Below are 26573 nucleotides of genomic sequence, written 5' to 3'. Positions count from 1 at the left end.
TAAAAAAACCTCACCCGGCCGGTGAAAAGTGGCGGCAGGGTGAGGTGGCTTTCGTCAGATATCCCAGATCACGTTGATCGCAAAGTTGCGGCCGGGCTGGGTCAGGCGGTCGATGTTGGCGGGCGCGGTCACGCCGGCTTCGCCGATGCCATCGAAACTGCGCACGTCATCCCAGTTCCAGTACTTCTTGTCGGTCAGGTTGTACACGCCGCCGTTGATGGTCACGTCGTTGGTGACTTTGTAGAAACCGGTCAGGTCGAGGATGCCGAAGCCCGGGGTTTTGAACGGGGCTTTGTTTTGGTCGCCGTCAGGTGAGAAGAAGGTGTTTTTGTCGACACGGTCCTGCTTCTTGACCAGGGTCCAGCTGACCAGCGCGCCGTAGTTGTCCTGCTCATAACCCAGGCCGAACACGCCCTTGAGCGGGTTGACGCTGTTGATCGGCTCGCCCGTGTCCTCGTTGCGGCCGTAGGCATAGGCTACCGAGCCCTGGGTGTACAGGCCGTGTGGTGCGCCGAAGGCGTCGAGGTTCAGGCGGCCTTTGGCTTCCACGCCCTTGATGGTGGCGTGCTTGATGTTGCTGGCCTTGAACGCGGTGCCGGTGGGCGACAGCAAGGCGGCGTCTTCGTTGATGAAGTCGCGGTACTTGTTATAGAACACCGCCACGTCGAAGTTGCCCGACTCGAAGTTGCCACGCAGACCGGTTTCATAGCTCTTGCTGGTTTCCGGCTTGAGGTCCGGGTTGGGCTCAACCACGTAGTCTTGCGGGAGGTTTTCGAAGCGGCCGTACAGGGCCTTGGCCGACGGCGTGCGGAAACCTTCGGCGTATTGGCCGAACCAGGTGTAGTTGTCGGTCAGGGCGTAGGTCAGGCCGAATTTCGGCGAGACGCGATGCCAGGTCTTGTCGCTGTCGTCGTGGGCAAACTGCCGATTCGGGTCGGTGGAGTTGAGGAAGTCCTCGGTCAGCTTGGGCTTGAGCTGGGTGTAGTCGTAACGCACGCTGGGCAGGAAGGTCCATTTGCCCCAGCTGATCTGGTCCTGGGCGAACAGGGCGTAGGTGTTGATGGTCGGGTCCGGGAAGTCGCTGGCCGGTACGACGATGTCTCGCGGGTTGGTGCTGGGCGCGCCGACGGCTGCGCAGTCAGCGCTGACGGTCAGGCAGGTTGCGCTGCCGGTGCGCGAGCCGGTGACTTTGGCCTGTTTGAGCGTGGTGCCGTAGGTCACCGCATGGTCGGTGTCACCGATCGCAAACGCCTTGTCCAACTGGGCGTCGAAGACCCATTGTTTTTCCTGGTAGAGCGTCTGGCGATCGCGCTGCAAATTGCGCGCACCCGACACGTAGTGTTCGGTGGTGGTCTGGTCGGTCTTGGCGATCTGGTAGTTGAGGCTGGTCTTGATCCGGTCGGCAATCGGCGATTCGAGGGCGAAGCTGTTTTCAACCGCGAAACGCTCGCGAGTGATGGTGTCGTTACCCGCCCGCGCACGGTAGAGGTTGCTGTTGAAGCCGGTGTTGTACGGACCGCCCACCGCGCTTTTCTGGTTGGTGTCGCGGTCGTCCTTGTACTTCTCGTAGGTCAGGCCGAGGCGGTTGTCGTCGCCATAGTTCCAGCCCAGCTTGGCCAATACGTTGGTGGTGCGTGCGTCTTCCGGGTTGGCGCCGGTGCGATTCAGGCCGGTGACGTTGTTGCCATCGTAGGATTCGGTTTCGTGGCCGTTGCGCTGGCTCAGGTGCAGCAAACCGTCGAAGTCCTGCACGCGGCCGGCGACGGTGCCGGAGGTCAGCCAGCTTTCGTCGGCGGAGCTGTAGCCGGTTTTCAGGCGCGCGCCGACGTCTTTGCCGGGCTTGATGATGTCGTCCGGGTCGAGGGTGAAATAACTCACTGCGCCGCCGATAGCGCTGCTGCCGTACAGGGCCGAGGCCGGGCCGCGCAGGATCTCGACGCGCTTGACGATTTCCGGGTCGACATAGTTGCGCCGGGTTTGCGCGTAAGGGCCGTTGGAGAAGTGGTCAGGCACTTCAACGCCATCGACCTGGGTAAGGATGCGGTCGCCGTCGATACCGCGGATATTGAAACCGGCGTTACCGGAGCGCGTACCGGCGCCCCCCACCGACACACCCGGTTCGTAGCGCACCAGGTCGCGGCTGTTGCCGACGTTCAGGCGGTCCAGCTCTTCGCGGTCATGCACGCTGACGGTGCTTGGAACGCTGTTCACCGCCTGCTCGTTGCGGGTGGCGCTGATGGTCACCTGTTGCAGGTTGAGGGTGCCGCCCGTTGCGCGTTTTTCCAGCACGATGTTGTTATTGCCCAGTTTGCGGTAGTTCAGGTTGGTCCCCACCAACAGCCGGTCCAGGGCTTTTTCCGGCGACAGCGGGCCGCGCACGCCAGGTGACGACACACCCTGGCCCAGCTCCGCCGGCAGGCCGACTTGCCAGCCGGTCACGGCGGTAAAGGCATTGAGTGCCGAAACCAGTGGCTGCTGTTCGATCTGGAAGTTGTAGTTGCCGTGGCTGCGCGGGGCAGGCTCGGCGGCGGTGGCGGCCATCACCGGTGCGCCGGCCAGCAGGATGGCGGCGGTCAGCAACGACAGGACGGGCGAAGAGGACCGGCGGTTGAAACGAGAGGACATCGAGAGCGCTCCGGAAGGTACGAATCTTATAGTTGCGAACCGAATCAAATAGGAATCAGTTGCATTGGCTAAGACGAGACGTACCGCCCAGGGCTATCGAGTAAAAATAATTCTCATTTAGTTCAAGATGACCAGCGCGGGGTATTCCGACAGCTTGGCCGAGGTGATGTGGGCCAGCGAGCGCACCACGTCCAGGGGCTGGTCGAGGCGATAGTTGCCGGTGACGGCGACGCTGGCGAGCTGGTCGTTGGTATTGAGGATCCAGCCGGGGTAGTAGCGGCGCAATTCTGCGAGGACTTCGCTCATCGGGCAGTTTTCGAAAATCAGCCGGCCCTGCACCCAGGCCAGGTCTTTGTTGGCGTTGAGCTTGGCCGGCTGGCCAAAGCCTTTGGGCCCGATGCGGATACTTTCGCCGGCACGCAGGCGTACGCGCGCATCGTCGAAGGTATTGCTCAGGTCCACATCGCCGCGTTGCACCTGCACCTGGGCTTCGCCATTGAGGTAGCGCACGGCGAAGTCGGTATCACGCACGCTGGCGCGCACGGGGCCGGCGTCGATTTCCAGGGGCAGGCCATGGCTGGGGGCGATTTCGAAAAACGCCTCGCCCTGATACAAGCGGGCGATGCGTTGGTGGTCCTTGATGCTGCTGGAAAACGCCGAGTTGGTGTTCAGCAGCACCTTGGAGCCATCGTCCAGTTGCAGGCGCTGGCGTTCGCCGACCACCGTGAGGTGATCGGCCTGCAGGCGTACCGGCAGGTTGCTGAAACTGAACAGGCCGATCACCAGCACGGCGGCGGTGGCCAAGGGTTTCCAGTGCGGTTTGACCCGGCGCCAGGCGCTGGGTGTGCGAGGCGCGGCGAGGGCGACGGCGGCGCTGTGCACCGGCGCGCCACCCCAGGCAGCCTGGGCTTTGCCAAAGGCGTGAACATGGGCGGGGTCGCTGGCCAGCCAGGCTTCAAACTCGGCCTGCTGCCCGGGCTGCGGGCACTGCAAGGCGATCAGCCAGTCGAGGGCTTGGTCCATCGCCACGTCTTGCAACACCTCATGAGCCAGCTCATGGGGGCGCAGTTTATTCGGGTCCGTCACGGTGTTCCTCGGGTCTTTGCCACGTTTTGTTCGTCTTTCCTACGGCATGGGTCGACATATCTGTCGGATGGAGCTTAAAGCCGATCCAGCCTTTCGGCCACACCTACGCAGATGGCCATGATCAATTTGAGTTCCTTTTGCACGGTGCTCAAGGACACGTCCAACTGATCGGCAATCTCCTGGTAGCTGCACCCGTGCAGCCGGCTGAGGATGAAGATGCGTTGCTGGCGAGCACTCAGCTGACCCAGGCTGACACTCAGGTGCTCCAGCATTTGCTCGGCCTGGGTAGCGTCTTCGGGGGTGCTGGTGGTGGCAGCGACGCTTTGCAGGACGTCCAGCGGCACATCTTCCTGCAGTGTGCGGGCCTGAATTCTGCGCGAACGCAGGTGGTCCAGCGCCAGGTTGCGCGCGGTTTGATAGACGAAGGGTTCGAGATGATCGATCGGCCGCTCGCTGAGGGCCCGGGTGACGCGCAGGTAGGTTTCCTGCAACAGGTCCTCGGCGGTGCTGTGGTTATTGACCATCCGCTGCAAGGTGCGTAGCAGAATCACCCGTTGAGTGAGAAAGACTTGGTTGAAACGAGATTGGCTCACAGTGATACCAGACCGATTTGCAGTTAATGATAATGCTTATCATCAACTCAAATGGCAAGGAACTATTTCTGCAGGCCTTGCACGGGTCAAATGTGGGAGGGGCTTGCCCCCGATAGCGATGGGTCAGTTATGAATGTATTGACTGACACACTGCAAGCGGGGGCAAGCCCCCTCCCACATAAAGCTCATCACAAAACGGATTTACTCGGCGTTACAGAGCGCCAGGCAGTTATCCAGCATACGGTTGGAGAAGCCCCATTCGTTGTCGTACCAAGCCAGCACTTTGAGCAACTTGCCGCTGACCTTGGTGTGATTGGCATCGAAAATCGACGACAGCGGGTTATGGTTGAAGTCGCTGGAGACCAACGGCAGCGTATTGTAACCAAGGATTTTCGAATGCTGGCTGGCTTGCTTGAGCAGCGCATTGACCTCTTCGGCGGTCGCTTCTTTTTTCAATTGAACGGTCAGGTCCACCAGCGACACGTTGATCACCGGTACACGCACGGCCATGCCGGTCAGCTTGCCTGCCAGTTCCGGCAGCACCAGGCCGACGGCTTCGGCGGCGCCGGTCTTGCTCGGGATCATGTTCTGAGTGGCCGAGCGCGCGCGGTACGGGTCGGTGTGGTAGACGTCGGTCAGGTTCTGGTCGTTGGTGTAGGCGTGAATCGTGGTCATCAGGCCGCTTTCGATGCCCAGTTCGCGGTGCAGCACCTGGGCGACCGGCGCCAGGCAGTTGGTGGTGCACGAAGCGTTGGAGATGATCTGGTGGGATTGACGCAAAATGTCATGGTTCACGCCGTAGACCACGGTGGCATCCGCGCCCTTGGCCGGGGCCGAGATAATCACCTTGCGCGCGCCAGCGGTAATATGGGCGGCAGCTTTGTCACGGTCGGTGAACAGGCCGGTGCACTCGAACACCACGTCGATCTTGTGCGCAGCCCACGGCAGGTCGGCCGGGTTACGAATGGCACTCACGGCAATCCGGTCGCCATTGACGGTCAGGCTTTCCTGATCGTGGGCGACCTCTGCGTCGAAAGTGCCATGCACGGTATCGTATTTAAGCAGGTGGGCGTTGATCGAGCTGTCGCCCAGATCGTTGATGGCGACGATCTGCAAATCCTGGCGGTAGCCTTGGGTATACAGTGCGCGCAGGACATTACGGCCGATACGGCCAAAACCATTGATTGCGATACGAAGAGTCATTGGAGAGTGCCTGTCGTCGATTTGTTGTAAGAATTACAAGATTATTCGCATAAAAATAGAAAACAAGCCTTTTTAGTGGCAATATTTTGTTCAATCTACAACGAGTGACCTGAATCAACTGGTCCGATTGGTCAAGTAACACCCTGCCAACCTCTTCGCGGCGGGCGTTTGACCAGCATAGACTCTCAGGTCGCCACATCCGTTAGCCTGGAGTTCTACACATGCATCCCCGCGTCCTTGAGGTCACCGAACGGCTTATTGCCCGCAGCCGAGCCACCCGCGAGGCTTACCTTGCGCTCATTCGCGGCGCAGCCAGCGACGGCCCGATGCGCGGTAAGCTGCAATGCGCCAACTTTGCCCACGGCGTGGCCGGTTGCGGCACTGAAGATAAAAATAGCCTGCGTATGATGAATGCCGCCAACGTGGCAATTGTTTCGTCATATAACGACATGCTTTCGGCGCACCAGCCCTACGAACATTTCCCCGAACAGATCAAGAAAGCCCTGCGCGAAGTCGGCTCGGTCGGCCAGTTCGCCGGCGGCACCCCCGCCATGTGCGACGGCGTAACCCAAGGCGAGCCCGGTATGGAGCTGAGCCTGCTCAGCCGCGAAGTCATCGCCATGTCCACGGCGGTAGCGCTGTCCCACAACATGTTCGACGCCGCGCTGATGCTGGGCATCTGCGACAAGATCGTCCCCGGCCTGATGATGGGCGCGCTGCGCTACGGCCATCTGCCGATGATCTTCGTGCCGGGCGGGCCGATGCCGTCGGGCATCTCCAACAAGCAGAAAGCCGATGTGCGCCAGCGCTACGCCGAAGGCAAGGCGACCCGCGAAGAGCTGCTGGAATCGGAGATGAAGTCCTACCACAGCCCCGGCACGTGCACCTTCTACGGCACTGCCAACACCAACCAGCTGTTGATGGAAGTGATGGGCCTGCACTTGCCGGGCGCCTCGTTCGTCAACCCGTACACACCGCTGCGTGACGCACTGACCCGCGAAGCCGCGCACCAGGTCACGCGCCTGACCAAGGCCAACGGCAACTTCACGCCGATCGGCGAAATTGTCGACGAGAAGTCCATCGTCAACTCCATCATCGCCCTCAACGCCACCGGCGGCTCCACCAACCACACCCTGCACATTCCGGCCATCGCCATGTCGGCGGGCATCATCCTCACCTGGGACGACATGGCCGACCTCTCCGAGGTGGTGCCGACCCTGTCCCACGTGTATCCGAACGGCAAGGCGGACATCAACCACTTCCAGGCGGCGGGCGGCATGTCGTTCCTGATCCGCGAACTGCTCGAAGCCGGCCTGCTCCACGAAGACGTCAACACCGTGGCTGGCAAGGGCCTGAGCCGTTACACCCAGGAGCCGTTCCTGGTCGATGGCGAACTGATCTGGCGCGACGGCCCCATCGAAAGCCTCGACGAAACCATTCTGCGCCCGGTAGCCCGCGCGTTCTCCCCGGAAGGCGGCTTGCGCGTGATGGAAGGCAACCTGGGCCGTGGCGTGATGAAAGTCTCGGCAGTTGCCCTTGAGCATCAGGTCGTCGAAGCACCGGCGGTGGTGTTCCAGGATCAGCAGGACCTGGCCGACGCGTTCAAGGCTGGCCAACTGGAAAAAGACTTTGTTGCCGTCATGCGCTTCCAGGGCCCGCGCTCCAACGGCATGCCCGAGTTGCACAAGATGACCCCGTTCCTCGGCGTGCTGCAGGACCGTGGCTTCAAAGTTGCGCTGGTGACGGACGGGCGTATGTCCGGCGCGTCGGGTAAGATTCCCGCCGCGATCCACGTGAACCCCGAAGCCCAGAGCGGCGGGCCGCTGGCACGCGTGCGCGATGGCGACATCATTCGCGTGGATGGCGTCACAGGCACCTTGGAGCTTAAAGTGGACGCCGAAGAATTTGCAGCGCGCACGCCTGCCACGGGCCTGTTGGGCAATAACGTGGGGGCCGGTCGCGAGTTGTTTGCATTCATGCGCTTGGCCGCAAGCTCCGCAGAGCAGGGCGCCAGCGCCTTTACCTCTGCCTTGGAGACGCTTAATTGAAGCTTGCGCTGGTCGGTGACATCGGCGGTACCAACGCCCGTTTTGCGTTGTGGCGGGATCAGGCGCTGCACTCGATTCGAGTGCACGCCACCGCGGATCACAAAAGCCCTGAGGATGCGATCAAGGTCTATCTCAAGGAAGAGGGCCTGGAAATCGGCGACATCGGCGCGGTGTGCCTGTCGGTGGCCGGGCCGGTGAGTGGGGATGAGTTCAAATTCACCAATAACCACTGGCGCTTGAGCAAGACAGCGTTTTGCCGGATGTTGCAGGTGGATGAGCTGCTGCTGGTGAATGACTTCTCGGCCATGGCCCTGGGCATGACCCGCCTGCAGCCGGATGAATTTCGCGTGGTCTGCGCCGGTACGCCGGAGCCATTGCGCCCGGCGGTGGTGATCGGCCCGGGCACAGGCCTGGGCGTCGGCACCTTGCTCGACCTGGGCGCGGGCCGTTTTGCCGCGTTGCCGGGGGAGGGTGGGCACGTCGACCTGCCCCTGAGCAGCCCGCGTGAAACCCAGCTGTGGCAGCACATCTACACTGAAATCGGGCACGTCAGCGCCGAAACCGCCTTGAGCGGTGGCGGCCTGCCGCGTCTGTACCGGGCGATCTGTGCAGTAGACGGGCACACGCCCGTGCTGGACACTCCCGAAGCCATTACGGCAGCGGGCCTGGCCGGTGACCCGATCGCCATGGAAGTACTCGACCAGTTCAGCATCTGGCTGGGCCGGGTCGCGGGCAACAACGTGCTGACCACCGGTGGGCGCGGTGGCGTATACATCGTGGGTGGCGTGATACCGAGGTTTGCCGACTTCTTTATCAACAGCGGCTTTGCCAAGAGCTTCAGTGACAAGGGCTGCATGAGCGACTACTTCAAAGGCATTCCGGTGTGGCTGGTGACCGCGCCGTATTCCGGGTTGACCGGGGCTGGGGTGGCGCTTGAGCAGGCTTTTGCGTAGGGGCTGAGGGCCTCTTCGCGAGCAAGCCCGCTCCCACATTGGAATGCATTTCAAATTGTGGGAGGGGCGGTGCGACGATTCGACTTGCCCCCGATAGGGCCCTCAAGAACCCCCCATAACAACAAGGAGGACCCCGTGAGCGTAATCAGTAAATCGATTCTCCTCGTCGACGACGACCAGGAAATCCGCGAATTGCTGCAGACCTACCTCAGTCGTGCCGGTTTCCAGGTGCGTGGCGTGCCGGATGGCGCGGGGTTCCGCCAGGCGATGAACGAGGCGCCATGTGACCTGGTCATCCTTGATGTGATGTTGCCGGACGAAGACGGTTTCAGCCTTTGCCGCTGGATCCGCCAGCACCCGCGCCAGGCGCAGGTGCCGATCATCATGCTTACCGCCAGCTCTGACGAGGCCGACCGCGTGATCGGCCTGGAGCTGGGCGCCGACGACTACATCGGCAAGCCGTTCAGCCCGCGCGAGTTGCAGGCGCGGATCAAGGCCCTGTTGCGCCGTTGCCAGTTTGGCCAGGAGCGCAGCGGCGGTGGCGAAGTGTTGGTGTTCGACGAATGGCGCCTGGACATGATCAGCCACCGGCTGTTTCACGTGGACGGTGAAGAGGTGATCCTTTCCGGCGCCGACTTTGCACTGCTCAAACTGTTTCTCGACCACCCCCAACAGATCCTCGACCGCGACACCATCGGCAACGCTACCCGAGGCCGCGACCTGATGCCGCTGGACCGCATTGTCGACATGGCGGTCAGCCGTCTGCGCCAGCGCCTGCGTGATACCGAAAAACCCCCGAGGCTGATCCGCACCGTACGCGGCAGCGGTTATCAACTGGCAGCCAGCGTGGTTGCCGGCAATGCCCACTGAACACCTGACCGAGCGTCGCCGCCGCTTCCCGGTGCCGCGCTCGCTGCTGGGGCGCATGCTGCTGCTGACCTTGCTCGCGGTGCTGTTCGCCCAGGCGCTGTCCAGCGTGATCTGGGTGTCGCAATTGCGCGCCACTCAGCTCGAAGGCCTGGTCACCAGTGCCCGCAGCCTGGCGCACTCGATGACGGCCAGCGTGAGTTACTTTCGCTCGTTGCCGGTGGCCTATCGGCCGTTGGTGCTTGACCAATTGCGCAGCATGGGCGGCACTCGGTTTGTGGTGACCCTCAATGACCGTCCGCTGGACATGCAAGTGTTGCCTGAAACCCCGCGTAAACAGGCGGTGCTGGTGGCAGTGGATGACGTGCTGCGCCAGACCCTCGGCGCCGACGTGCATATCTCGGTGGAGTTCGTCAGCGCCGAAGACCTGCGCATCTTCAATGCCGGCCTCAAGCTCGATGAACTGCCGCGCTCCTGGGCGCATTACGCGCTGACCCTGGAGCCGGTGAACCCGCCGGTGCTGGTGACCCAGATCCAGCTGGCGCCGGGCGAATGGCTGTACATCGCGTCGCTGTTGCCCGAGCCCTACACCAGCCTTGAAGAACAAGGCCTGCCGTCGCAGCAGGTGTGGTTTATCGTGCTGACCAGCGGCTTTCTGCTGTTGTTCATCGGTTTGCTGGTGCACTGGCAGAGCCGGCCACTCAAGCGCCTGGCGCGGGCGGCGCGGGACATGTCCCTGGGCGCGGACGTGGAACCGGTGGCCGAAGGCGGCGGCAGCGAAGTGGTGGAAGTGGGCCGTGCGTTCAATGCCATGCGCGAACGCATCAGCCGCTACCTGACCGAGCGCAGCCAATTGTTCAGTGCGATTTCCCACGACTTGCGCACGCCCATCACCCGCCTGCGTCTGCGCGTGGAACTGCTTGAAGACGAGAACCTGCAAACCAAATTCGGCCGCGACCTGGATGAACTGGAGCTGCTGGTGAAGGGCGCGCTGCAATGCGTGAAAGACACGGACATCCACGAAAATATCGAGCCCGTGGACCTCAACCACGTGCTCGACTGCCTGGTGGAACCGTACCTGGCACCCAACGGCAATGGTCGGGTGACGCAGCACGGTCGCGCCCTGACGGCCTACTCGGGCAAGCCGCTGGCGCTCAAGCGCTGCATCGGCAACCTGATCGACAACGCCCTGAAGTACGGGCAGAACGCGCATTTGCACATCGAAGACGATGGCGCTGAATTTGTCCTGCACGTCGACGACGAAGGCCCTGGCGTGCCGGAACAGCGCCTGGAGCAAGTCTTCGAGCCGCACTTTCGCTTGGCCGGGCATCAGCAGGGTTACGGATTGGGTCTAGGCATTGCGCGCAATATTGCCCATAGCCATGGCGGTGAAGTGAGCTTGCAGAATTTGCGCGAGGGCGGCTTACGCGTGACCTTGCAACTGCCTCGAACCCTGGACTGACAAACACCACAGATCAAAATGTGGGAGGGGGCTTGCTCCCGATGGCGGAGTATCAGTCAGCTTATCTATAGCTGACCCACAGCCATCGGGAGCAAGTCGAATCGTCGCACCGCCCCTCCCACATTTTGATCCCCATCAGGTCAGACACTTTGGCGCAACCTGGCCAAATCCCTCAACGGCGGCGCTCCAAACAACCGGCTGTACTCGCGGCTGAACTGCGACGGGCTTTCATACCCCACCCGATACCCCGCCGCCGAGGCTTCCAGCCCTTCGGCGATCATCAGCCGCCGGGCTTCCTGCAAGCGCAGCTGCTTCTGGTACTGCAGCGGGCTCATGGCGGTGATCGCCTTGAAACGGTGATGCAAGGTCGAGACGCTGAGGTTCACTTCCTTGGCCAGATCATCGATGCGAAGCGGTTGTTCGTAGTTGCGGTTCAACCACTTGATCGCCTGGCTGACGCGATGGCTCTGACTGTTGGCCACGGCAATTTCGTACAGGCGATAACCCTGTGGGCCGCGCAACAAGCGGTAAAGAATTTCGCGGTTGATCAACGGCGCCAGCATCGCGATATCTTTCGGCGAGTCCAGCAAGCGCGCCAGGCGTAGCACGGCATCGAGCAGTTGGGTGTCGATGCGGTCCACGTACATCCCACGGGAGGTCGGCCGCGACGGTACGCCCATCGGCCCGGCTTCTGCGATCAGGGCCGTCAGCTGCGCCGGGTCGATGTTGATGCGCACCGACAGGTTCGGGTCATCCGGGGTGGCTTCGATGATCCGGCCGGCCACCGGCATCGCGACCGAAAACACCAGGTAATTGAGCGGGTCGTAGGCGAAGACTTCGTCCGCCAGGCGGACCTCCTTGCGGCCATGGGCCAGGATGCACAGCGCAGGTTCTACCAGCACCGGCATGAAATCGCGGGGCGTGTTGTGACGATTGAGGAACAGTGAGGTGATCGCTGTGCCGTAGGAGCCGTCCTCCCAGGTATGTCGGCAGACAATGCAGGCCAACTCTTCGCGCTGTCTTTCCATATCGGCATCAAGGGGCATGGCGTGATATTCGGGCGACGACATGGAGCGTCCTCTGAGTGCTTTTACGATGGGCTCAGCTTAGCGGCGGGTTCCAAAAAGTGTTACGTCGATCCTGCACCATCCTTGCCTGATCCTGCGAAACATCGTCAATCAGGCAAGCAGCGGGTCTGTCATGCCCCTGAAACAATACGTTTGCCCGTGGAATAAAACCACGGCGCCAAGCGTCTTGTTTACGCTTCTCGCAGGATTGTGCAATAAGCCGGCAGGAATTGACTAACCGCGTTCACACCCACGCCGTTATCTTTGATCCTGTGGCAACACGCCCTCACAGTGCTTGCCGAGCATCACTTCTCAACGGGAGAGTCGAACATGTCCACCCCCATTCCCGCGAGCCATATGGCCTTTATCCGCGCCCGCACCGGGTGCAGCACCGAACTCGGTGCACGCTTGAGCAGTTTGATCGAACCGGGCCGCCAGGCTCAGGGTTGCCTGCAATTTTCGTTGCAGCATTCTCAGGTCGACCCCGATGTCTGGTTGATCTCGGGTTTCTGGAGCAGCGAGCAGGCGATGAGCGCCTACTTCAACTCGCCGGCCTTGATGATCTTTACCGAGTTGCTGAACGACATGGTCGTGCGCAGCATGGACTTTCAGACCTTCACCGATGCATCCGCCGCCAATGCCTACGGCGAGTACCTGCAACTCGCCGGTTGAGGGTTAGAATGGCCGACTTTTCCATTGGCCAGGACCTGCAACATGGCACGTAGACAATTTGCTCAGCACGAAGCCGTTTCCGCCGTAGTACCCGGTGAAGGGGGCTACAGCGCCGCCGTCGCCGTCAAGGCACTGGACGGCATGGGCGCACCGCAGTTTCACAAGATCCTTGATGGCCAGAAGTTCAAGACCGCCTCCGACGCCGACGATGCAGCGACTGTGCAATTGGAGCGCCTGGTCGATGTGGACGAAGAAGGTCAGCTGACCTGGGCAACTGCTGCAAGCTGAAGCCGAGCACTTTTTATTGGCCAACAAAGAACACATGTGGGAGCCGGGCTTGCCCGCGATGAGGGCATGCCAGCCGACTCATTAGGTGGCTGACACTGCGCTATCGCGGGCAAGCCCGGCTCCCACACCGTTCAGTTATGTTTGTTGGAAAATGATCAATCAGCGCGGGCGATGCATCTTGAACAGCGCCTCAGGCCCCAGCTGGAAGTAGTCCGCCGGGCCACCCCCGCGCAAAATCGGCTCGGCGGCAGCGGTGTCGTAGATGCCATCCTTGAGCAGCCACTTGGCAATGTGCACCGCGACCACCTCGCCCAGCACCAGCCAGCTGGGCACCAGTGCCTTGTCGGCGCGTTGCAGCTGGATGATCTGCGTCACCTTGCACTCGAACGACACCGGGCTCTCGCCCACCCGTGGCACGCCGACGATTTTCGACGCCACCGGCGTCAGGCCGGACAGTTCGAATTCGTTGACCTCTGGCGATACCGCCGCGCAGCTCTGGTTCATCTGCTCGGCCAGCGGGCGGGTGGCCAGGTTCCACACGAACTCGCCGGTCTGTTCGATATTGTTCAGGCTGTCTTTGCGCCCGACACTGGAAAACCCAATGATCGGCGGAATGTAGTTGAACGCATTGAAGAAGCTGTAGGGCGCCAGGTTCAGGCGGCCTTCGCTGTCGTGTGAGGAGATCCAGCCAATCGGGCGTGGCCCGACAATGGCGTTGAACGGGTCGTGGGGCAGGCCGTGGCCGTTGGCGGGTTCGTAGAAGTGGATATCGTCAGACATGGCCTGTTCCATACGCGGTTCTGGGGCACGCATCATAACCAATGTGGGAGCGGGCTTGCTCGCGAATACGGTCTGTCAGTCACCCAGTTCGGTAGCTGACAGACCGTATTCGCGAGCAAGCCCGCTCCCACATTTTTACCGCATTGGTTCTTTAGTCGGTGGTGATGCGCGAATGCTTGCGGGTGTCTTTCATGGTCACGTAGACCACCAGCGACACCGCGATGCACGCGGTCACGTACCAGTAGTAGCCGGTTTCCATGCCGATGCTCTTGAACCACAGTGCGATGTATTCAGCGGTGCCGCCGAAGATCGATACGGTCAGTGCATAGGGCAGGCCAACGCCCAGGGCGCGGATCTCGGTTGGGAACAGTTCGGCTTTCACCACTGCGTTGATCGAGGTGTAGCCGCTCACGATGATCAGCGCTGCCATGATCAGGAAGAACGCGCCCCACCAGGTCTGGATGGTGTGCAGGGTGGTGAGGATCGGTACCGTGCAGAGCGTGCCGAGGATGCCGAAGGCGATCAGGATCGGCCGACGCCCGACCTTGTCCGACAGAGCACCGACCAGCGGTTGTATGCACATGAACAGAAACAGCGTCGCTGCCGAAATGGTGGTGGAGTCGGAGATGCTCATGCCGACGGTATTCACCAGGTATTTCTGCATGTAGGTGGTGTAGGTGTAGAAGGCCAGGGTGCCGCCCATGGTCAGGCCGACCACGGTAAGTACTTCCTTGGGGTGGCGCATCAAGGTGCGCATCGCGCTTTCCTTGGCTTTTTCCTTCTTGGTGAACGACTCGGTTTCTTCCATGCCGCGACGCAGGTACAGCGCGACGACTGCGCACAGGGCACCGATGGCGAACGGGATACGCCAGCCCCACGCATACAGCTGCTCGGTGGTCAGCACTTGTTGCAGCACGATCAATACCGCCAGGGCAATGAGCTGGCCGGAGATCAGGGTCACGTACTGGAAGCTGGAGAAGAAACCGCGACGTTCCTTGGTCGCCATTTCACTCAAGTAGGTGGCCGAGGTGCCGTACTCACCGCCGACCGACAGGCCTTGCAGCAAGCGTGCGAGCACCAGCAGGATCGGTGCGCCGATGCCGATGGTGTCGTAGCCCGGGGTCAGGGCAATCAGCAACGAGCCGAAGCACATCAGCAGCACCGAGGCCATCAACGCGGCCTTGCGGCCTTTGTAGTCGGCGTACATCCCCATCAACCAGCCACCGATCGGGCGCATGATGAAACCCACGGCAAAGATCGCGGCGGTGTTCATCAACTGGGCGGTGGAGGAGCCTGCAGGGAAGAAGGCCTTGGCGAAGTACAGCGAGAAGGCGGCGTAGACGTACCAGTCATACCACTCGACCATGTTGCCGACGGAGCCGCTGAAAATCGATTTGATCCGGCTGGAGGTGGTGCGTTCTTTCGCCGGCGCAGCCGCCGACCCCAGAGGCAAAGTGTTGGAGTTATCCATTGAAGGATCCTTCATCTAGTTGTTTTTATGGAGCGGCGCTTGCGCAGCCTGGCTTGGGCTATAGCAGGAGCTGTGCCAGGTAGGTGAAGGCCCGGTTTAGAAGGGCTGCGAGGTTTTATTGAGCGGAAAGTCGCTGATGATTTGTGATGGGTAAGCGGAAATCCGCTTATGGCTGCCGCCGCCATCGCGGGCAAGCCCACTCCCACATTTGGCTGTGTTCACACCTCGAAATGTGGGAGGGGGCTTGCCCCCGATGGCGTCCTCAAGATCGCTAGAGAAACATCTCCCGTACCAACCCATGCCGCTGCATCTTCTCATTGAAGGTGCGGCGCGGCAGTTGCAGCTCGGCCAGCACCGCCTTGATGTCGCCCTTGTGTCGGGTCAGCGCGGCTTTTAGGCAATGGGCCTCGAAGGCTTCCTGTTGCGAGGCCAAGGATTGCCCGGCCTCGATGCCTTCCGGCTCCGGGTCGCCAAGGCCCAGCACCTGGCGCTCGGCGACGTTGGCCAGCTCACGCACATTGCCCGGCCAGTCATGGCTGAGCAGGCGCCCCAGTTGCGCGCCGCTCAGCGGCTCAACACTGCGACCCAAACGCTCGCCGGCGCTCTGCGCAAAATGGTCGAACAGCAGCGGAATATCTTCACGGCGCTCGCGCAACGGCGGCAGGCGTAGCTGTGCGACGTTCAACCGATACGCCAGGTCTTCACGAAAACGCCCGGCGCGGGCTTCTTCCAGCAAGTCCGGCTTGGTGGCGGCGATGATGCGCAAATCCACCTGAATACTGTGATTGGAGCCCAGCCGCTCCAGCTTCTGTTCCTGTAGCACGCGCAGCAGTTTGACCTGCTGGGCCAGGGGCATGCTTTCGATTTCGTCGAGGAACAGCGTACCGCCATGGGCATATTCCAGCTTGCCGATGCGTTTGCCCTGGGCGCCGGTGAACGCGCCGCTTTCGTGACCGAACAGCTCAGCCTCAAACAGTTGCTCGGGGATCGCGGCACAGTTGAGCGCCACGAACGGCTTTTTTGCCCGTGGGCCGAAATCATGCAGGCAGCGCGCGACCAACTCTTTGCCGCTGCCGGTTTCACCACGAATCAGCACGTTGACCGGCAAGCTCGCCAGGTCCAGCACCTGGCGGCGCAGGTTCTGCAGGCCTCGGGACACGCCCAGCAGGCTGTTTTCCAATTGCGCGCGATGGTCGGCCTGTTGGTGCAGGCGACGGTTTTCGAGGATCAGGCCGCGCTTGTCCAGCGCCCGGCGCAGGCTGTTGAGCAGGGCGTCGGGGCTGAAGGGTTTTTCCAGAAAGTCGTAGGCGCCGTCGCGCATGGCGTCGACGGCCATCGGCACGTCGCCATGCCCGGTCAGCAGGATCACCGGCAAGTCAGCGTCACGGCGTTGCACTTCGGCGAGCAGCTCCAGGCCGCTGAGGCCGGGCATGCGTACGTCGCTCAGAATGACGCCGGGAAAGTCCTTGGGCAATTGCGCCAGGCATTCCTCGGCACGGCTGAACAGCTGCACGTCAAACCCGGACAGGCTCAACCATTGCTCGACGGCCGTGCGAATGCTGGCTTCGTCATCGACCACAATCACGGCGTTCAACATAGGTCGGGCGTCTCCAGTGCGATAGGCAGGCTCAGGGTAAACACCGCGCCGTCGCCACGGTTACTGGCGATCAGGCGACCGCCCAGTTCGTGCACGATAGCGTAGGACACCGCCAGCCCGAGGCCGAGCCCGTCGCCCACCGGCTTGGTGGTGAAGAACGGGTCGAACACGCTGTTGAGGTGCTCTTGGGCGATCCCGCCGCCGCTGTCGCTGACGGTGAGTTGCCACAGCTGTTGGTCGGCGTGCAGGCGGATTTCCAGGCGTTTGCGCGGTTTGTCGGCCATGGCGTCGAGGGCATTGCGCAGCAGGTTGATCAGCACCTGTTCAAGGCGGATCGCATCGCCACGAACCCAGGCGGGGCGGGCCAGGTCGAGTACCACGCCGATGGCTTCGTCGCGCAGGCGCGCATCCAGCAGGTGCAGGGACTGGTCGACCACGGTGGCCAAATCCAGGCGTTCGCGCAGGCCGCTCGGGCTTTTGCGTGCAAACGTCTTGAGGTGGCCGGTGAGCGCGGCCATGCGTGTGAGCATATCGTCCAGCGGGGTCAGGGCCTTGTAGGCGTCGTCCACCCGGCCGTGGTCCAGCAGCAGGCGCAAGGTGGCCAACTGCATGCGCTGGGCGGTCAGTGGTTGGTTGATTTCATGGGCGAGTGCAGCGGACATCTGCCCCAGCGCCGCCAGCTTGGCCGATTGCACCAAACCATCCTGAGCGGTGCGCAGGGCCTGGGTGCGTTCTTCAACCAGTTGCTCAAGCTCCTCGCGACTGCGTTGGCGCAAGCGGGCAAGGCGCCAGCGCTGCGTGAGGAACAGCAGCAGGAACACCAGCGCCAGCCAGGAACCGGCGGCGGCCAGGCCGGCGTTGCGTTGGTCTTCAAAGGCGAACTGCGGTTTGCGCAGCAGGTGCAGGGTCCAGCCTTCGGCCTTGAGCGGCAGGGATTCCCAGATGTAATTGGCGTTGCCATCGGGCCCGTTGACGCGCATCAGGTGGCTGTTTTCATCGAAGCGTTGCAGCGATTCAGCCTGCAGCGGTTGCAGCTGTTTCTTGTCGTATTGGCGGGTGGCCTTGAGTTCAGCCAGGTCGCTGGCCGACAGCGGGCGCAGGTTGCGGTAGCGCCAGCCCGGCTGGTTGGCGATAAACACGATGCCGCGCGCGTCGCTGACCAGCAGCAGGTCATTGCCTTGGGCCCATTCGCGCTCAAGCTCGGGGAATTCCAACTTCACCACCATGGCGCCGAGGAACTGCTCGTGTTCATCCACCACTGCGCTGGAGAGGAAATACCCCGGGACCCCGGTGGTCACCCCCACCGCATAAAAACGCCCGGTGCCCTGGCTCAAGGTCTGGCTGAAATACGGCCGGAACGCGTAGTTGTGCCCCACGTAACTGCTCGGCAAGTTCCAGTTGCTGGCGGCCACAGCCAGGCCGGTGCGGTCCATCAATTCCAGGGTTGAAGACTGTGCAGCGCCATTGATGCGCTCCAGTTTGCGGTTGAGCAGATCCTGGGTGGTGGCATCCAGCGGGCTCTTCAAGGCGCTGATCATTTCCGAGTCCAGCGCGAGCACGGCGGGGAGGGCGCGATAGCGTTCGATCAGGGTGTGCAGCGAGTTGGCGTACAGCGCGAGCTGCTGGTTGGCGCGGGCGGCGTCATCCACCAGGGCCTGGCGCTCGGCATGGCGGGTGGCCAAGGCAGCGGCCAGCACGGCACCGGCGATGATCAGCAGGGAGTAGAAGGTCAGGCGCAGGGGGCGAGGGATCGCGATCATACGGATATGAACAGCTGCAATTAGGGGGGAGCACCATACCATGTGCTGCCTGGGTCTTGTGTTGGGTGGGGGCTTTGGGTGGTGAGCAGGTTTTTTGTGGCGAGCGGGCTTGTGTGGCGAGCGGGCTTGCCCGCGTTGGGTGGCGAAGCCGCCCTGAAACCTGGCGCCTCGGTATCACTGACACATCGCGGTGACCTTATTGGGGCCGCTTCGCAGCCCAACGCGGGCAAGCCCGCTCGCCACATAAGCCAGTGGCCACATAAGCTCTTGGTCATATAAGCCAATGGCCACATAAGCTCTTGGTGATATAAGCCAATGGCCACATAAGCTCTTGGTGATATAAGCCGATGGCCACATAAGCCCTTGGTCATATAAGCCAATGGTTACATAAATCCATGGCCATATAAGCCAATGGTCAGACAAGCCTGCTTGGCACAAAAGAACTGGCCATAAAAAAGGCGACTGGGCCATGGGCCGCAGTCGCCTTTGTGCTTGCGGGAGGGTGCTTACTGCACTTCTACCGCCAGGCTTTCACTGATCTTTTTCTGCCAGATGGCAGGACCGGTGATGTGTACGGATTCGCCCTTGCTGTCCACCGCGACGGTGACCGGCATGTCTTTCACGTCGAACTCGTAGATCGCTTCCATGCCCAGTTCGGCGAAGGCCACCACGCGCGACTTCTTGATGGCTTGCGCCACCAGGTAAGCAGCGCCGCCCACGGCCATCAGGTACACGGCTTTGTGGTCCTTGATCGCTTCGATGGCGGTCGGGCCACGTTCGGATTTGCCGATCATGCCTAGCAGGCCGGTTTGCTCGAGGATCTGACGGGTGAACTTGTCCATGCGCGTGGCGGTGGTCGGGCCGGCCGGGCCAACCACTTCTTCGCGCACCGGATCAACCGGGCCAACGTAGTAGATGAAGCGACCTTTTAGGTCCACCGGCAGGGTTTCGCCCTTGTTCAGCATCTCGACCATGCGCTTGTGCGCCGCGTCGCGGCCGGTGAGCATCTTGCCGTTGAGCAACACGGTTTCGCCCGGTTTCCAGCTTTGTACTTCTTCCGGGGTCAGGGTGTCGAGGTTGACGCGGCGGGCCGACGGGCCGGCTTCCCAGACGATTTCCGGGTAGGCGTCCAGCGGTGGCGCTTCCAGCGACGCCGGGCCCGAGCCGTCGAGCACGAAGTGCGCGTGACGGGTGGCGGCGCAGTTGGGGATCATGCACACCGGCAGCGAGGCGGCGTGAGTCGGGTAGTCCATGATCTTCACGTCGAGCACGGTGGTCAGGCCACCCAGGCCCTGGGCGCCGATGCCCAGTTGGTTGACCTTCTCGAACAGCTCCAGGCGCATCTCTTCGATACGGTTCTGCGGGCCGCGCTTTTTCAGCTCGTGGATGTCGATGGATTCCATCAACACTTCCTTGGCCATCACCGCAGCTTTCTCGGCAGTGCCGCCGATACCGATGCCGAGCATGCCCGGTGGGCACCAGCCGGCGCCCATGGTTGGAACGGTCTTGAGCACCCAGTCGACGATCGAGTCGGACGGGTTGAGCATGGCCATTTTCGATTTGTTCTCGGAGCCGCCACCCTTGGCCGCCACGTCCACTTCCACGGTGTTGCCCGGGACGATGGAGTAGTGGATGACCGCAGGCGTGTTGTCCTTGGTGTTTTTACGCGCGCCTGCCGGGTCGGCGAGGATGGAGGCACGCAGGACGTTTTCCGGCAGGTTGTAGGCGCGACGCACGCCCTCGTTGATCATGTCGTCCAGGCCCATGGTGGCGCCATCCCAACGCACGTCCATGCCCACGCGCACGAACACGGTAACGATACCGGTGTCCTGGCAGATCGGGCGATGGCCGGTGGCGCACATGCGCGAGTTGATCAGGATCTGGGCGATGGAGTCACGGGCGGCCGGCGATTCTTCGCGCAGGTAGGCTTCGTGCATGGCCTGGATGAAATCAACGGGGTGGTAGTAGGAAATGAATTGCAGGGCGTCGGCAACGCTCTGAATCAGGTCGTCTTGCTTGATCACGGTCATGAGTCGCGCTCCTCTATAAGGGAACATTCAATAAAAGGTGGGCCCAGTGTTGCATCGGTCGGCTGAGCCCACCTTTCCAAGGCACGCCAAAGTGGTGCTGGCGCGACGCTAAAAAGGCGCGGCAGTATAACCCGACGCGGTGGCCGATACACCCGACTATGGTCAAACTCTGATGGGTGTGAACACGGGGCCGATGTGGAAGCGGGCTTGCTCGCGAAGGCGGAGTATCAGTCACCCTGTATGTCGACAGGCACACCGCCGTCGCGAGCAAGCCCGCTCCCACAATCGAGCCGCTCGCGGTATGGTTAGCGATCTTCACACTGCTTGAGCCTTTATATGCCTGAACTGCACGTCGGCGAACGCCACTGGTCGGTCGCCACCGGCAGCAACCTGCTGGATGCCTTGAACCAGGCGGGTGTGGCCGTGCCTTACAGTTGCCGCGCTGGCAGTTGCCATGCCTGCCTGGTGCGTTGCCAGGGCGAGGTCGACGACAAGCAGCCCGACGCCCTGAGCCCCGCGCAACGTCAGGACGGCTGGCGTCTGGCCTGCCAATGCCAGGTCAGCGCGGATCTGCGGGTCGAGGCGTTCGACCCGGCGCGTGACGGTTTGCCGGCCCAGGTGGTGGGCGCAGACTGGTTGAACGCGACGGTGCTGCGCCTGCGTCTGCAACCGGAGCGTGGCCTGCGTTATCGCGCCGGGCAGCATCTGGTGCTGTGGGCAGGGCAGGTGGCGCGGCCCTATTCACTGGCGAGCTTGCCCCAGGACGAGCCCTTTCTGGAGTTTCACCTCGATTGCCGCCAGCCCGGCCAGTTCAGCGATCTTGCCCGGCAGTTACAGGTGGGCGACAGGCTGCGGCTGGGCGAATTGCGTGGCGGCGCGCTGCAATACGATCCCGACTGGCAATCCCGGCCATTGTGGTTGCTGGCGTCCGGCACCGGCCTGGGCCCGCTGTGGGGCGTACTGCGTGAGGCGCTGCGCCAGGATCACCAAGGCGCCATCCGTGTGATTCACCTGGCCCATGAGGCCAGCGGTCACTACCTGGCCGAACCCCTGGCGGCGCTGGCTGCGCAGCATCCCAACCTGTCGGTGGAACTGTGGACCGAGGCGCAGTCGGCCCAGGCATTGGCGCAACTGCGGCTTGTTTCGCGGCAGACGCTGGCTTTACTCTGCGGGCACCCAGCCAGCGTCGAGGCGTTTTCCAAGCGCCTGTTCCTGGCGGGGTTGCCGCGCAATCAACTGCTGGCCGACGTGTTTGTGCCCCGTGGTTGAGCGCTGAATTCCACCACCGCGAGACTCGCCATGACCGACGCCATCCTGCAGCAACGCGAACGCGGGGTGCTGACCCTGCAGCTCAATCGCCCCGACAAGAAAAACGCCCTGACCCGTGCGATGTACAGCCAACTGGCCGAGGCGCTGGAGCAGGCCGATGCGGATGCGGCTATCCGCTCGGTGCTGATCCAGGGCAGTAGCGACTGTTTTACCGCCGGCAACGACATCGGCGACTTCCTTGAGCAGCCCCCCACCGACCTCGACAGCCCACCGTTTCACTTCATGCAAAGCCTGCTCAATTGCCGCAAGCCGGTGATCGCTGGCGTCGCAGGGGCGGCGGTGGGCATCGGCACGACGCTGCTGCTGCATTGCGACTTGGTCTATATCAGCCGTGACGCGCGCCTGCGCATGCCGTTCGTCAACCTGGGGTTGTGCCCGGAGTTTGGTTCGAGCTTGATCCTGCCGCGTCTGCTGGGGCATGCAAAAGCCGCAGAACTGTTGCTGTTGGGCGAGGGCTTCAGCGGCGAACAGGCGGTGGCGTGGGGGATTGCCACCGAGGCGTTGAGCAGCGGTGAGGCCGCACTGGCCAAGGCGCGCGAGGTAGCCGAGCGCTTTGAAAGCCTGGCGCCAGGGGCGGTACAGGTCACCAAGCAATTGATGAAAAGTGTCGATCGCGAGCAGTTGCGCACAGTGATTGAAGAGGAGGGTGCGTTGTTCACCCAACGCCTCAAGTCGCCGGAAGCGATTGCGGCGTTGTCTGGGTTTATCGCGCGGCGTTGATCAAATCGGCAGCTCGGCCAGGTCGGCCTCAAGCGCCTCGAGGAACACCTTGACCCGCGCCGGGACGTAGCGCCGGCTGGGCATGATCGCCCACACCGCCAGGTCCTCCAGGGACGCATCCTGCAAATGCACTTGCACCAGCGAGCCGTCCTTGAGTTGCCTGCACACGTCTACGCACGTCAGCATCGCCAGGCCCAGGCCCTGAATGGCCGCGGCCCTCACGGTATCGACGCTGGTGGTCTGAAAGCGCCCGCGCATGCGCCTGGGTTGCAGTGTGTGGTCAATCACCAAGGGCCAGCGGGGCGCGCTATCGAGGATGATGCAGTCGTGGGCGTCGAGGTCACTCACCACGGTTGGATGGCCGCGCCGTTGCAGGTACTCGGGCGAGGCGCAGATCAGTCGCGGGTTGACGCTGATTTTTCGGGCGATCAGTTCCGAATCGGCCAGTGGGCCTATGCGCAGCGCCACATCCATTCCCTGGGCGACGATATCGGCCATCTGCTCGCTGATATTGATCTCGACCTTGAGGTCCGGGTAGTCCTCCAGCAAGCGCGGCAGCAACGCCACGACGATGGACTGGCCGAAGATGCTCGGGGTACTTACGCGCAATACGCCGGACACTCGGCTGGAGGTCTGGCCGAGTTCACGTCGGGCATTGTCCTCCGCCTCGCTCATGGCGAAGGCGTGGGGCAGCAGCGCTTCGCCCTCGGCGGTCAGTGACACCGAGCGTGTCGAGCGATGAAACAGGCGCACGCCCAGCTCTTCTTCCAGCGCCGCCACGCGGCGCGAGACCTGCATCGGCGTCACGTCAAGCTGGCGTGCGGCGGCTGAAAGGCTGCCCGTTGAGGAGACGGCAATAAACACGCGTAGGTCTGAAGTCAGCATAATTATATCGATATCCGTTATAGCGCCTTCACGGTGGGGGGCATTGAGCGCTCATGTCGCGTGCGTTAGCTTTCGCGCAGACCGCAAATGGTGCGCGTGGAGTGAACAAGCATGACTGATTTGAGCCAAAAAGTTTTATCCAAATATGTTATTAAAAATGCATCGTTGGCGAACCGCCTTGCCGTGGCACCCATGACCCGTGTGAGCGCCACCGAAGACGGGCTCCTCACGCCGGCCATGCACGACTATTACCTTCGATTCGCCAAGGGCGGTTTTGGGCTGATCATCAGCGAAGGCTTGTACACCGACCAGGCCTTTTCCCAGGGCTACCTGTACCAGCCGGGCCTGGTGAGTGACGCGCAGGCCTGCTCGTGGACAGCCACCAACCAAGCCCTGCAGCAACAGGGTACAAAAGTGTTTGCACAACTCATGCATGCAGGGGCGCTGAGCCAGGGCAACCGGTTTTCCAAACGCAGTGCAGCCCCGTCGGCGGTGCAGCCGGTAGGCGAGCAAATGCCCTTCTACTACGGGGTCGGTCGCTACAATGAGCCCCTTGAACTCAGCGAAGTGCAAATCGCAGAAGTGATCCAGGGCTTCGTCGATGCGGCGGTGCGTGCAGTGAACATCAGTGGCTTTGATGGCATTGAGATCCACGGTGCCCACGGCTATCTGCTCGATCAATTCCTGACCACCTACACCAACCAGCGTCAGGACCGCTGGGGCGGTGACATTCATGCCCGTGTGGCGTTGCTGCTGGGCATCGTCAAGGCGATCAAAGCCGAACTGGGCAGCAAAGTGCCGGTGGGGATGCGCATTTCGCAAAGCAAAGTGAATGACTTCGTCTACAAGTGGCCAGGTGGCGAAGCGGATGCGCAGGTCATTTTCTCGTCCCTGGCGCAGGCGGGTGCTGACTTCATCCACGTCAGCGAGTACCGAGCCTGGCAGCCGGCGTTTGCTGGCGGGCAGGAGACCCTGGTGGCGCTGGCGCGTCGGTATGCGCCGGGCCTGACGATCATTGCCAATGGGAGCCTGCTTGATATCGGGCGGGCCAATGATGCGTTGCACGATGGTGCCGACCTCATTGCCCAGGGTGAAGGCGCCCTGAGCAATCCAGACTTGCCCCTGCTGTATGCCTCGGGGCGTGAGCCCAGGCCGTTCGATAACGTGATTCTTGGCCCGATTGCCAACATCAAGGACAGTGAATTGGCATTCGGCGCAGAATACGCATGAGCTTGCGAAAGCCCTGGCTGGCCCTCGCCGGACTGTTGATCGCGATTGCGGGCGCGCCCATTGCCGGTGCGGCGGCAAAGACCGCGCCGTTGTTTGAAGCGGGATCATTGCCTGCGCAGTGGCTCAGCGCCGGCCCGGCGTGCGCGACGTTGCGCGATGATTTCCAGGTCCATCCCTACAACGAAAACCTGTACATCCTGCGTCAGTCGGGCTGCGTGAGCAGTGACAAGCCGTTCCTGTACCTGCTGTTTGGCAATGATCGGGCAATCCTGTTTGATACCGGAGCGGGTAATGATGCGCACCCTGCGACTGGCCGTGGGCCGAACGTGGTGGGGGTTGTCGACCAGGTGATCAATCAATGGCTGGCGCGTCATGGCCGCCCATCGATTCCCTTGGTAGTCACGCACTTGCATGGTCATGCCGACCATGTGTGGGGTGATGCCCAGTTTGCAAAACGGCCGGGTACAACTTTCGTCAAACCCAATGATATAGAGGTGCTCAAGGGGTTCTTTGGCATTACCCGCTGGCCGCTACAACGTGTTGCCTACGATCTCGGCGGGCGCGTTCTCGACATTATTCCTGTGCCGGGGCACGATCCGACGAGCATTGCCGTGTATGACCGCCAAACCGCCGTGCTGTTGACTGGCGATTTTGTGTATCCCGGACGGATCTATGTGAACGACCCCGACCCGCAGGTTATGCAGGACAGCGTGCAGCGGCTTGTCGACTTCACCGCCAGCCGCGCTGTGGCGCATGTATTGGGCTCGCACATTGAGCAGCGAGCGCCCTATGTAGAGAACCCCATCGGCCTGCACTATGCGCCGCAGGAAACCCCCTTGCAGCTGGGGCGCGCACATTTGCTGGAGGTGCTTGAGGCGGCGAAGTTGCGCAGCGGGGGCGGAGCTGTGCAGAAGGCCTACCGGGATTTCACGCTTTGTGGCAAGTACCCCAGCTGTGAGCCGGTCACTGCTGGCGTTGTTGAATAGGGCTAGCCCAAAAAACAAAAAGCCCCGCCATTCACATGGCGGGGCTTTTGTTTTTCAGCGTATGACTCAGACCATTGGGTCGCCAACGTGCAGGATCTTCATGCCGTTGGTGCCGCCGATGGTGTGGTAGCTGTCGCCCTTGGTCAGGATGACCCAGTCGCCTTTCTCCACAACGCCACGCTTGATCAGCTCATCGATGGCAGCCTGGCTGACTTCATGAGGCGGCAACGAAGCCGGATCGAACGGAACGGTGTAGACACCACGGAACATGGCCGCACGGGCCTGCGTTTCGCGGTGCGGGGAGAACGCGTAGATCGGTACCGAGGAACGGATACGCGACATGATCAGCGGCGTGTAGCCACTTTCGGTCAGGGCGATAATCGCCTTCACACCCGGGAAGTGGTTGGCGGTGTACATGGCGGCCAAGGCGATGCTCTGGTCGCAGCTTTCGAACACTTTGCCGATGCGGTGGCTGGAGGTCTTGCTGGTCGGGTGCTTTTCGGCACCGACGCAGATACGCGCCATGGCCTGGACCGCTTCCAGCGGGTACGGGCCAGCAGCACTTTCAGCCGAGAGCATCACGGCGTCGGTGTAGTCGAGCACGGCGTTGGCCACGTCGGACACTTCGGCACGGGTCGGCATCGGGTTCTGGATCATCGACTCCATCATCTGCGTCGCCACGATTACCGCCTTGTTGTGGCGGCGTGCGTGCAGGATGATTTTTTTCTGGATACCGATCAGCTCGGCGTCACCGATCTCTACGCCCAGGTCGCCACGGGCAACCATGACCGCGTCGGAAGCCTTGATCAGACCGTCGAGGGTTTCGTCATCGGCCACGGCTTCAGCGCGTTCGATCTTCGCCACCAGCCAAGCGGTGCCGCCGGCTTCGTCGCGCAGTTTACGGGCGTATTCCATGTCGGC

22 protein-coding genes are annotated in these 26573 nt (G+C 62.0%); 10 read left to right on the top strand and 12 right to left on the bottom strand.

Going from position 1 to position 26573, the window contains the following annotated elements; all coding sequences use genetic code 11:
• Positions 1-54: 54 nt before the first annotated feature.
• The 4 genes from GIW02_RS15500 to gap all read right to left on the bottom strand — a co-directional run bounded on the left by GIW02_RS15500 (position 55) and on the right by gap (position 5507).
• Complete coding sequence (locus tag GIW02_RS15500; protein WP_236415814.1) at positions 55-2625, bottom strand: TonB-dependent receptor; 2571 nt, start codon at positions 2623-2625, stop codon at positions 55-57.
• Between the two features lie 117 nt (positions 2626-2742).
• Positions 2743-3711 carry a FecR domain-containing protein gene (locus GIW02_RS15495; protein WP_236415815.1) on the bottom strand — a complete coding sequence of 323 codons (969 nt, stop codon included), beginning with the start codon at positions 3709-3711 and terminating at the stop codon, positions 2743-2745.
• Between the two features lie 74 nt (positions 3712-3785).
• Positions 3786-4304, bottom strand: coding sequence for a sigma-70 family RNA polymerase sigma factor (locus GIW02_RS15490; protein ID WP_236415822.1), 519 nt, complete (start codon positions 4302-4304; stop codon positions 3786-3788).
• A gap of 201 nt (positions 4305-4505) precedes the next feature.
• Entirely contained in the window at positions 4506-5507 is a 1002-nt protein-coding gene (gap, locus tag GIW02_RS15485) for a type I glyceraldehyde-3-phosphate dehydrogenase (RefSeq protein WP_236415830.1), read from the bottom strand.
• Positions 5508-5728: 221 nt separating this feature from the next.
• Here gap and edd point away from each other — a divergent pair, with 221 nt between their 5' ends.
• The 4 genes from edd to GIW02_RS15465 all read left to right on the top strand — a co-directional run bounded on the left by edd (position 5729) and on the right by GIW02_RS15465 (position 10837).
• Complete coding sequence (gene edd, locus GIW02_RS15480) at positions 5729-7555, top strand: phosphogluconate dehydratase (RefSeq protein WP_236415832.1); 1827 nt, start codon at positions 5729-5731, stop codon at positions 7553-7555.
• Complete coding sequence (locus tag GIW02_RS15475; protein ID WP_236415834.1) at positions 7552-8508, top strand: glucokinase; 957 nt, start codon at positions 7552-7554, stop codon at positions 8506-8508. Before edd ends, GIW02_RS15475 begins: the two co-directional genes overlap by 4 nt.
• Before the next feature lie 135 nt (positions 8509-8643).
• The gene (locus tag GIW02_RS15470) at positions 8644-9378 is read left to right on the top strand and encodes a response regulator transcription factor (RefSeq protein WP_236415836.1); all 735 of its coding nucleotides are present in this window, start codon (positions 8644-8646) and stop codon (positions 9376-9378) included.
• A gap of 31 nt (positions 9379-9409) precedes the next feature.
• Entirely contained in the window at positions 9410-10837 is a 1428-nt protein-coding gene (locus tag GIW02_RS15465) for an ATP-binding protein (protein WP_236415841.1), read from the top strand.
• A 140-nt stretch (positions 10838-10977) separates the two neighbouring features.
• On the opposite strand, the gene GIW02_RS15460 is transcribed toward GIW02_RS15465, so the two are convergent.
• On the bottom strand, positions 10978-11907 hold the full coding sequence (locus GIW02_RS15460; protein WP_236415838.1) for an AraC family transcriptional regulator: 930 nt from the start codon (positions 11905-11907) through the stop codon (positions 10978-10980).
• A gap of 327 nt (positions 11908-12234) precedes the next feature.
• On the opposite strand from GIW02_RS15460, the gene GIW02_RS15455 reads away from it, so the two are divergent.
• On the top strand, positions 12235-12576 hold the full coding sequence (locus tag GIW02_RS15455; RefSeq protein ID WP_065925866.1) for an antibiotic biosynthesis monooxygenase family protein: 342 nt from the start codon (positions 12235-12237) through the stop codon (positions 12574-12576).
• Between the two features lie 42 nt (positions 12577-12618).
• Positions 12619-12864, top strand: a complete 246-nt coding sequence (locus GIW02_RS15450) for a hypothetical protein (protein WP_236415840.1) — start codon at positions 12619-12621, stop codon at positions 12862-12864.
• A 159-nt stretch (positions 12865-13023) separates the two neighbouring features.
• Here the strand turns inward: GIW02_RS15450 and GIW02_RS15445 are convergent, their stop codons facing one another.
• The 5 genes from GIW02_RS15445 to GIW02_RS15425 all read right to left on the bottom strand — a co-directional run bounded on the left by GIW02_RS15445 (position 13024) and on the right by GIW02_RS15425 (position 20502).
• A complete protein-coding gene (locus GIW02_RS15445; protein WP_236415843.1) occupies positions 13024-13644 on the bottom strand; it encodes a flavin reductase family protein in 621 nt (206 codons plus the stop codon).
• Between the two features lie 151 nt (positions 13645-13795).
• On the bottom strand, positions 13796-15115 hold the full coding sequence (locus tag GIW02_RS15440; protein ID WP_236421927.1) for an MFS transporter: 1320 nt from the start codon (positions 15113-15115) through the stop codon (positions 13796-13798).
• Positions 15116-15386: 271 nt separating this feature from the next.
• Positions 15387-16712, bottom strand: coding sequence for a sigma-54-dependent transcriptional regulator (locus GIW02_RS15435; protein WP_236414246.1), 1326 nt, complete (start codon positions 16710-16712; stop codon positions 15387-15389).
• On the bottom strand, positions 16706-18472 hold the full coding sequence (locus tag GIW02_RS15430) for an ATP-binding protein (protein WP_236414244.1): 1767 nt from the start codon (positions 18470-18472) through the stop codon (positions 16706-16708). The genes GIW02_RS15435 and GIW02_RS15430 overlap by 7 nt, the downstream gene beginning before the upstream one ends.
• A 506-nt stretch (positions 18473-18978) precedes the next feature.
• The gene (locus GIW02_RS15425; protein WP_010208051.1) at positions 18979-20502 is read right to left on the bottom strand and encodes a fumarate hydratase; all 1524 of its coding nucleotides are present in this window, start codon (positions 20500-20502) and stop codon (positions 18979-18981) included.
• A 336-nt stretch (positions 20503-20838) separates the two neighbouring features.
• On the opposite strand from GIW02_RS15425, the gene GIW02_RS15420 reads away from it, so the two are divergent.
• Positions 20839-21771 (top strand): iron-sulfur-binding ferredoxin reductase, encoded by a 933-nt coding sequence (locus GIW02_RS15420; protein WP_236414242.1) that lies wholly within the window; start codon positions 20839-20841, stop codon positions 21769-21771.
• A 30-nt stretch (positions 21772-21801) separates the two neighbouring features.
• Positions 21802-22551 carry an enoyl-CoA hydratase gene (locus GIW02_RS15415; RefSeq protein ID WP_236414240.1) on the top strand — a complete coding sequence of 250 codons (750 nt, stop codon included), beginning with the start codon at positions 21802-21804 and terminating at the stop codon, positions 22549-22551.
• On the opposite strand, the gene GIW02_RS15410 is transcribed toward GIW02_RS15415, so the two are convergent.
• Positions 22552-23436 carry a LysR family transcriptional regulator gene (locus GIW02_RS15410; RefSeq protein ID WP_236414238.1) on the bottom strand — a complete coding sequence of 295 codons (885 nt, stop codon included), beginning with the start codon at positions 23434-23436 and terminating at the stop codon, positions 22552-22554.
• A 111-nt stretch (positions 23437-23547) separates the two neighbouring features.
• Here GIW02_RS15410 and GIW02_RS15405 point away from each other — a divergent pair, with 111 nt between their 5' ends.
• Positions 23548-24666, top strand: coding sequence for an NADH:flavin oxidoreductase (locus GIW02_RS15405; RefSeq protein ID WP_236414236.1), 1119 nt, complete (start codon positions 23548-23550; stop codon positions 24664-24666).
• Complete coding sequence (locus GIW02_RS15400; protein WP_236414226.1) at positions 24663-25652, top strand: MBL fold metallo-hydrolase; 990 nt, start codon at positions 24663-24665, stop codon at positions 25650-25652. Before GIW02_RS15405 ends, GIW02_RS15400 begins: the two co-directional genes overlap by 4 nt.
• A 66-nt stretch (positions 25653-25718) precedes the next feature.
• On the opposite strand, the gene GIW02_RS15395 is transcribed toward GIW02_RS15400, so the two are convergent.
• Positions 25719-26573: pyruvate kinase (locus GIW02_RS15395; RefSeq protein WP_236421926.1), on the bottom strand; the 855-nt coding region annotated here is incomplete at its 5' end.

The sequence above is a fragment of the Pseudomonas syringae genome (assembly GCF_021606685.1).
Classification (GTDB): Bacteria; Pseudomonadota; Gammaproteobacteria; order Pseudomonadales; family Pseudomonadaceae; genus Aquipseudomonas; species Aquipseudomonas syringae_R.
This window is presented reverse-complemented; position numbering and strand designations above follow the sequence as displayed.